Source organism: Phyllobacterium sp., from assembly GCF_037994405.1.
Classification (GTDB): domain Bacteria; phylum Pseudomonadota; class Alphaproteobacteria; order Rhizobiales; family Rhizobiaceae; genus Phyllobacterium.
The window spans coordinates 1-6,574 of sequence record NZ_JBBNAN010000533.1; the positions used below are offsets into that span (position 1 = coordinate 1).

Below are 6,574 nucleotides of genomic sequence, written 5' to 3' on the forward strand. Positions count from 1 at the left end.
TTCCAAGGTCGGCTGATTGCCCTTGAGGGCAAGCAGATAATCGGCGCCATGGCCGACGATCCTGTCGGCGATCTCGACCTGACAGCCCATGGCGTCGATGGTGACGAGCGCGCCTTTGAGCTGCTTGGCGTCAGCCAGCTGATCGAGCAGATCGGGGATGGCGGTGATCTCGTTGGTCTTTTCCGGAACCGAGAGCTGCGCCAAGGTCAGGCGGGCACCTGTGGCGTAGGCCGAGAACGTATGCAGCGCCTTCAAGCCCTTGCGCTGGTCGTGCGTGCGGCGCGAGGTCTTGCCATCGATGGCGATGAGGTCGTGGCGATCAGGCCACAGTGCCGCAATCCAGCTTTGGAAGCAGCGCCCAAACAGGATCGGATCGATGCGATTGACCAGGATGCGCAGCCAGCGTTCGCAGGGAATGCCGAAATGGAACTCCGAGAAGCGGCGCAGAAAGCCGAGATGATGCTCGCCCCAGGCGACGATCTCGTCGAAATCGTCGCAGGAGCAGATGGTGGCGCAGGTCACCAGCAACAGCACTTCGTCGAGCCGATACATGATCCGCTGCGGCTCGCGATCGTCCGAAAGCTCGGAAAAGTGCTCCAGCAACAAGGCCAGACGCGCACGCGGAACGTCCTCGCCGGAAAACCGAAGTGCCAAACCATCCATCGCAGTGCTCCCAACCGAATCAGAGCGCCCAGCGAATCACACCCGCACGTCAATGCAAAATGGCCCGAAAATCCCCGTTAACCTGAATTCCCAGCCGTGGTTGATACTGCAGTGCGACAATCTAAGGGTGTAGTCCACGAGACCGCTGCACCCGAGAGCGTCTTACTCTTAGTGCGCTCGCGGGATGTGTTGACGGCCGCGCGGACGTAATGCCGAGCGGCCTCAATCCCGGCTCTCGACCACGATGTCGATGTAAAAAAGCCAATCGCATTCCCACGAACGTACGCTAACGCCGTCACATCGGGAGATGAGAAATGAAAGTCTTCATAGTTGGAGCCACGGGCGGTGTCGGGCACCGCGTCGCGGAGCATCTGCGCACCAGCGGTGTGACGTTCGGTATTGGCAATTGACGTGATGGGGAGCCAAGAATGTCTGAGACATATGAAATCCTGGCCGTGAAGTATGCTCATCATGACAAGCGCACACGAGTTGATAACTTCATGTTGCCGGACGATCACGCCAACATTGAGCCGATCGACTACTTCATATGGGTCATCCGAAATTCCAACCGCACCATCATCGTCGATACGGGAATGGATCGCGCCGAAGCTGAGGGGCGTGGGCGCAAATTTATTCAGAAGCCGATAGAAGCATTAGCGCAAATCGGAATTGAAGCCAACGCAGTCGATAGCGTGAAAATCACGCATATGCATTTCGACCATGCGGGAACGCTTGACGATTTTCCTTCCGCGCGTTTTCATCTCCGGGAGGCCGAAATAGCGTTGGTGCATCGATCCTTTGTCAACGGTTTGGCGATAGGAATGCGGGATCGCAATCAGCTTGATCCCTGCCATGCCCTACAAACACAATTCTGCGCGCCGTCACCACATCGGGAAGATGAAATTCAGGGTGACGAACTGGCCCGATTACGAGGCAGGTCTTCGCCTACGTGGCAGCCTGACATTATGGGTAACGCCGGAAGCATTGGCGAGGTGGCGTGCTCCTCGGCGAAAGACCCGCGGTGGCCAGCGCCGGTATTCCGATCTCGCCATCGAGACAGCCCTGACGTTGGGTTGCGTCTTCGGAATACGGCTGCGTCAAATCGAGGGGTTTTATGAGCTCGGTGTTCGATCTCATGGGGGTTGATGTGCCAGTTCCTGATCATACGACATTGAGCCGCCGGGCGCAGAAGCGGGAGCTGCCAGCCAGGCGAAACCGGCCTCTGCCGGACCCGCTGCACGTGCTGGTCGACAGCACGGGATTGAAAATATACGGCGCCGGGCAATGGCTGGAGGAAAAGCATGGCGTGAAGTCACGACGGAACTGGCGTAAGCTCCACCTCGCATTGGATGCCAATAATGGCGAAATCATTGCTCATGGGCTGACAGACCAGAACACGGATGATTCTTCACAGATGGGGCCGTGAGCCCACGACCCATCCCAAAGAACAGTCAACTGCGGCCTTTGAGCTGTTCTCTGTGCTTGATTTGTCTAGATACATGCCGGTCCAGAGGTCGCTACAAATCTTTGGAACAGTTTGCGCGGCAATTGGGTTATACTTGCAACATGGTAAGTCGCGTTATCCGAGAAGATGCGAATGAAGCTTAAGGAGCTGGCCGAAGAACTGCGTCTCTCACTTACGACCGTCAGCCGTGCTCTTAACGGCTATCCTGAAGTAAAGAGGCAAACACGAGAAAGGGTGGAAGAGGCCGCACATCGGCTGGGATATATCGCTGACACGACTGCACGAAGACTGGCAGTCGACAAAATCGAGACAATTGGCCTCGTCATCCCAAGAGAAACGACATCCGTGTTCGGACCCGATATCATTGAATTTATCAATGGTTTGGCCGAGGTTTTTGCATTCGATGATGTCGATCTTCTCGTCAGTCCCGCGAGAGAGAACGTCGGTGTCTGCCGGGCTCTGGTGGAAAGCCGGCGAGCCGATGCGATTATCCTTTGTTATCCCGGACCAGATGATGAAGCTATCCGTTTCCTGGCCGCAGCCAAATTTCCATTTGTCGTATTTGGTCAGTCGAGAAGTATCGTGCCGCATCTTTGGGTGGATGTTGCTCATCAGAAAGCGGCCTACCAAGCAACGGCGCATATGCTGGACTTGGGGCACAAGCTAGTTGCCCTTATCGAGGCGCCAAAAGAATTTGCGCTCGCTGAACAACGTGAAGCGGGTTATCGCCAAGCGCTTGAAGAATATGGCATTTCCGCCAATCGTTCGCTTATAGTCCACGATGTCCTTTCAGAAGAGGCCGGTTATCTTCACACGCGTCGGCTGCTCAAGAGCGGACCTCTGCCAACTGCATTTGTGATCAGTTCCGTGATCACCGCCATCGGCGCAAGTCGAGCCATCCGCGAACGGCGTTTGGAGGATACGATCTCAACGATCACACATGATAATGTCGTGCCTTATCTCAGTCCCCATACCCTCTTTCCATCCATTTCGACAACTTCCTACCCCATCCATTCTGTTGGAAAGAAGGTCGCAGAATATGCGCTTCGATTAGCGCATGGCGAAAAAAATGTTGGAGCGGGCGAACTCTTAGATACATCCCTGGATGTGCGAACTTCTTCACGGGGCGCGCCAATTAAATATGCGGAGTGAATAGGTCTGGCTGGCTTGGACCGATTGATTTAAGGTCGGCTAGGCTCGAGAAGATGTTACTGCCTATGGGGATATACGAGCGGAGTTTGAACAACTGGCAGGGGCGGCCAACGGAAAATTCGCGGGAGCAGCCGAGGAACTCAGCGAAGCCCTGATCGTCAATCCCTACGACGTCGATGAGGTGGCCCAAGCGTTGAAATGGCGAGAACGACGCCACTTCATGAACGTCAGCTAAGTCACCGCAAACTCCTCAGACGCGTTACTGATCGCGATGCCCAGTGGTGACAACGCGAATATCTTAATGCAATCTTGCGGGAACTGACGGGCTTTCCGTGATGAATGAACCAACACGCGATCACAAAATTGCACAGGCAGGGAACTAGAAAATTGGATCGTTTCGAAGGTTCTCACATTAGCATTTTGTGTCCGACATCGTCGAAAAGAGCATATAGCAAAAATGACCGTACCCACTTCCGCCTACCGAATTATGCTGAAGAACGGAACTACATTCAGTAAAGCCGCCGCAGCCGTGCCATATCTCGAGAAACTTGGTGTGGATAGTCTCAGCGTTTCTTCTGTATTCAATGCGACTGACGCCGGTCGCGGTCGACGGTCATTTGATCCAACCAGGTTGGACCGGGATTCGGGAGGTGAAGAGGGCTTTGTTGTGTTGGATTCAGCGCTCCGCAAGTCTTGCATGGGTCTTCTCGTTGACATCAATCCGAACCAAATGCCGGTGTCGCACGAAAACGCGTGGTGGTTTGATATCCTCGAATGGGGTCCCAAGAGCCGTTACGCCGCTCATTTTGATATTGACTGGAAGGCACCGCTGACGCTGCCGGTCCTTGCTCGACCGTTTGTAGAAGAAGTGCAAGCTGAGAAATTCGAACTCAAGTTTGACTCCGATACATCCGCTCTCGGGATTTCCTACCCTGACGGTTTTTATCCACTCTCGCCAAAGTCGTATCAGCGCGTCCTTCGCGACGTAGAGAGTGTCCTCGCCAGGGCGTTTCTTGGTGCAGCGGCCAAGGCGACGCCTCTCAGATCAGACGAATTTCACGCGCGTCTGCGCCAAGCACACGACGAAAGTGAGCTATCTGATCGCCTGGAGCTTGCAGCAAGGCTGAACCGCATTTCCACGGATATCAGTGCACTTCAGGATATTTTATCGATTCAGGATTGGTGTTTGCTGACCGAGCCGGATGCACGCCGCCATCTTAATTATCGCCATTCTTTCGATTCCCTGCACGCGGCAAGCGTTCGGGTCGAAACGTCAGGCGTATTTGATGACTTTCACAAAATCGCTATGGATTTACTCAAGGTCAGCCAGGTCACGGGATTCCGCATCAACCAGATAGACGGTCTCTCCGATCCGGAAACATATTTGCGGCGATTGCGCGACCATACGGGTTCAAACATTTACTTGGTCACAGACAAAATTCTTCTAGACGGCGAACAGCATCCCGCTACGTGGCCTGTCGAAGGAACGGCCGGCTATGAATTCGTCTCCACAGTAGCGAATGTGTTGGTTGATCATGGAAAACTTGCTGCGCTCGAACAGCTTTACAATAACGAGGTTGGAATGAACGCCGAGCGTTCAACTCACTACCGCAATGCAAAATCTGCCATCTTGCACAAGAAGTTTGCGCCGGAATTACAAGCCTTGGGCGATCTCCTGATCTCGATAAAACCCGGTGTCCATGATGACCTTGAGATCAGACGCGCAATCAGCGGTCTAATCATCGAGTTGCCGGTTTTTCGGACCTACGCAAACGAGACGGCAATTCAGGAATCATACCGATCCATTCTCCGGTCGGCAGCCTCTGAAATCTCAAGCCGGGTCGACTGCGTTGACGACAAACCACTGAGACTTGTTCTTAGCGTCCTAGAGTCGAAGGCGGCCATAGCGCCAAACGCAGCTATCGAACAATTCATTATTCGCTTTCAGCAATTGGCAGCGGGCGTCATGGCTCAGGCAATCGAAGAGTCTTATCGATATGATCGGGGCCCCATCGCACTTGATGAAATAACCCTGCGTTCGAGCGACGCCAGCGATCCGGTTCAGGCATTTCATCGGAAGATGATAGAAAAGACTGCATCAACCCCTAAGGGCATGGTGGCCACAACATTTTCCCATGCGACCAAATTCGGCGAGGACGCGCGCATGCGGCTCCTTGCATTGTCCGAGGCGCCCGCGGTGTGGTGTGATGCCGTATCGCACTGGCGCAAACTTCATGCAGGCAATGTTGCGACGATTGAGGAGGCCGTTGCTCCTAACCCGGAAACCGAATGGCTGATCTATCAGACTTTGGCTGCGATCTGGCCGTTGGCCCTTCGGCTGGACGATGAAAAGGGCCTCGAGGCGGTCCGTGCGGATCTCGCCACATTTATCGCGAGAGCGATACGGGAAACCCAGAAGCAAGCCTTCTGGACGGAAATAAACAAACCCTATGAATTGGCCGTGATGGATTATATCAGCCATTTGTTCTCGAACCGGCCTTTCCTTCTGGATTTCAAGGAGACCATGAGACCCTATTGGGTTGCCGGGGCGATCAACAGCTTTTCGCAGACGATTCTTAAAATGACGGCTCCCGGTGTTCCGGTCATTTATAATGGTTCTGAAATCTGGGATTTTTCCGTTTCGAACATTCCTGCGCCCCCTGACCTCGATTTCGAGGCACATGCTGCACGCCTCTCATATGCCGACCAATGTCCGCTGAACATTCTGCTGGAGGATTGGCATTCGGGAGCAATTAAACAACGCCTTGTCACAGCACACTTAAGAGCGAGAAAAGGCAATCCTGGCTTGTTTTTGGAAGGCGATTACACACCTTTGATGGTCACGGGTAAGAGGGCAGCAAACATTATCGCCTTCCTGCGCAAGTATGGCAGCGCCTGCTGCCTCGTTGCGGTTCCCCGACTGTCGCTGGACGCGATCGAAAGATTTCATGAGCCGTTCATGCCAATCCCCGCATGGGAAGATACCACGATCCACCTTCCGCCAGTCGTTATGGGCATGGAGTTTCGAGACATCACGACGGGAAAGTTTATCACACTCTCTGATAAACTCAGTGTTGCCGAGGGTATGAGAAGTTTTCCGGGACTAACACTTATTGACTTGGCACATTGATTATCGGTTAGCAATTGATGGGGCCTTGTCAATTGCAATTGTTAAATGCCGAGGGTCCAGATCCTGCCCCTCTCAATTTTAAAAAACATATCGAAATCAGCTCAACTTAACGATAATTGGGTAGGGTCATCCTTGGGTGCTCGTTCACACGTAAATCTTGCCTG

Annotated in this window: 3 protein-coding genes and 2 pseudogenes; 4 read left to right on the forward strand and 1 reads right to left on the reverse strand. The window is 53.7% G+C overall.

Translation table 11 applies throughout. The features are described 5' to 3' along the window. The coding region (locus AAAC48_RS29515) for an ISAs1 family transposase (protein ID WP_340657591.1) at positions 1–663 on the reverse strand (663 nt) is incomplete at its 3' end. Between the two features lie 500 nt (positions 664–1,163). Between AAAC48_RS29515 and AAAC48_RS29520 the strand changes: the two are divergent. The 4 genes and pseudogenes from AAAC48_RS29520 to treY all read left to right on the forward strand — a co-directional run. Beyond that, positions 1,164–1,409 (forward strand): annotated as a pseudogene (locus tag AAAC48_RS29520) (MBL fold metallo-hydrolase); the annotation flags it as partial. 106 nt (positions 1,410–1,515) lie between these two features. Continuing rightward, positions 1,516–2,083, forward strand: a pseudogene (locus AAAC48_RS29525) (IS5 family transposase); the annotation flags it as partial. A gap of 177 nt (positions 2,084–2,260) precedes the next feature. Further along, positions 2,261–3,280 carry a LacI family DNA-binding transcriptional regulator gene (locus tag AAAC48_RS29530; protein WP_340657592.1) on the forward strand — a complete coding sequence of 340 codons (1,020 nt, stop codon included), beginning with the start codon at positions 2,261–2,263 and terminating at the stop codon, positions 3,278–3,280. Positions 3,281–3,737: 457 nt separating this feature from the next. After that, on the forward strand, positions 3,738–6,410 hold the full coding sequence (gene treY, locus AAAC48_RS29535) for a malto-oligosyltrehalose synthase (protein ID WP_340657593.1): 2,673 nt from the start codon (positions 3,738–3,740) through the stop codon (positions 6,408–6,410). The last annotated feature ends 164 nt before the right edge of the window (positions 6,411–6,574 follow it).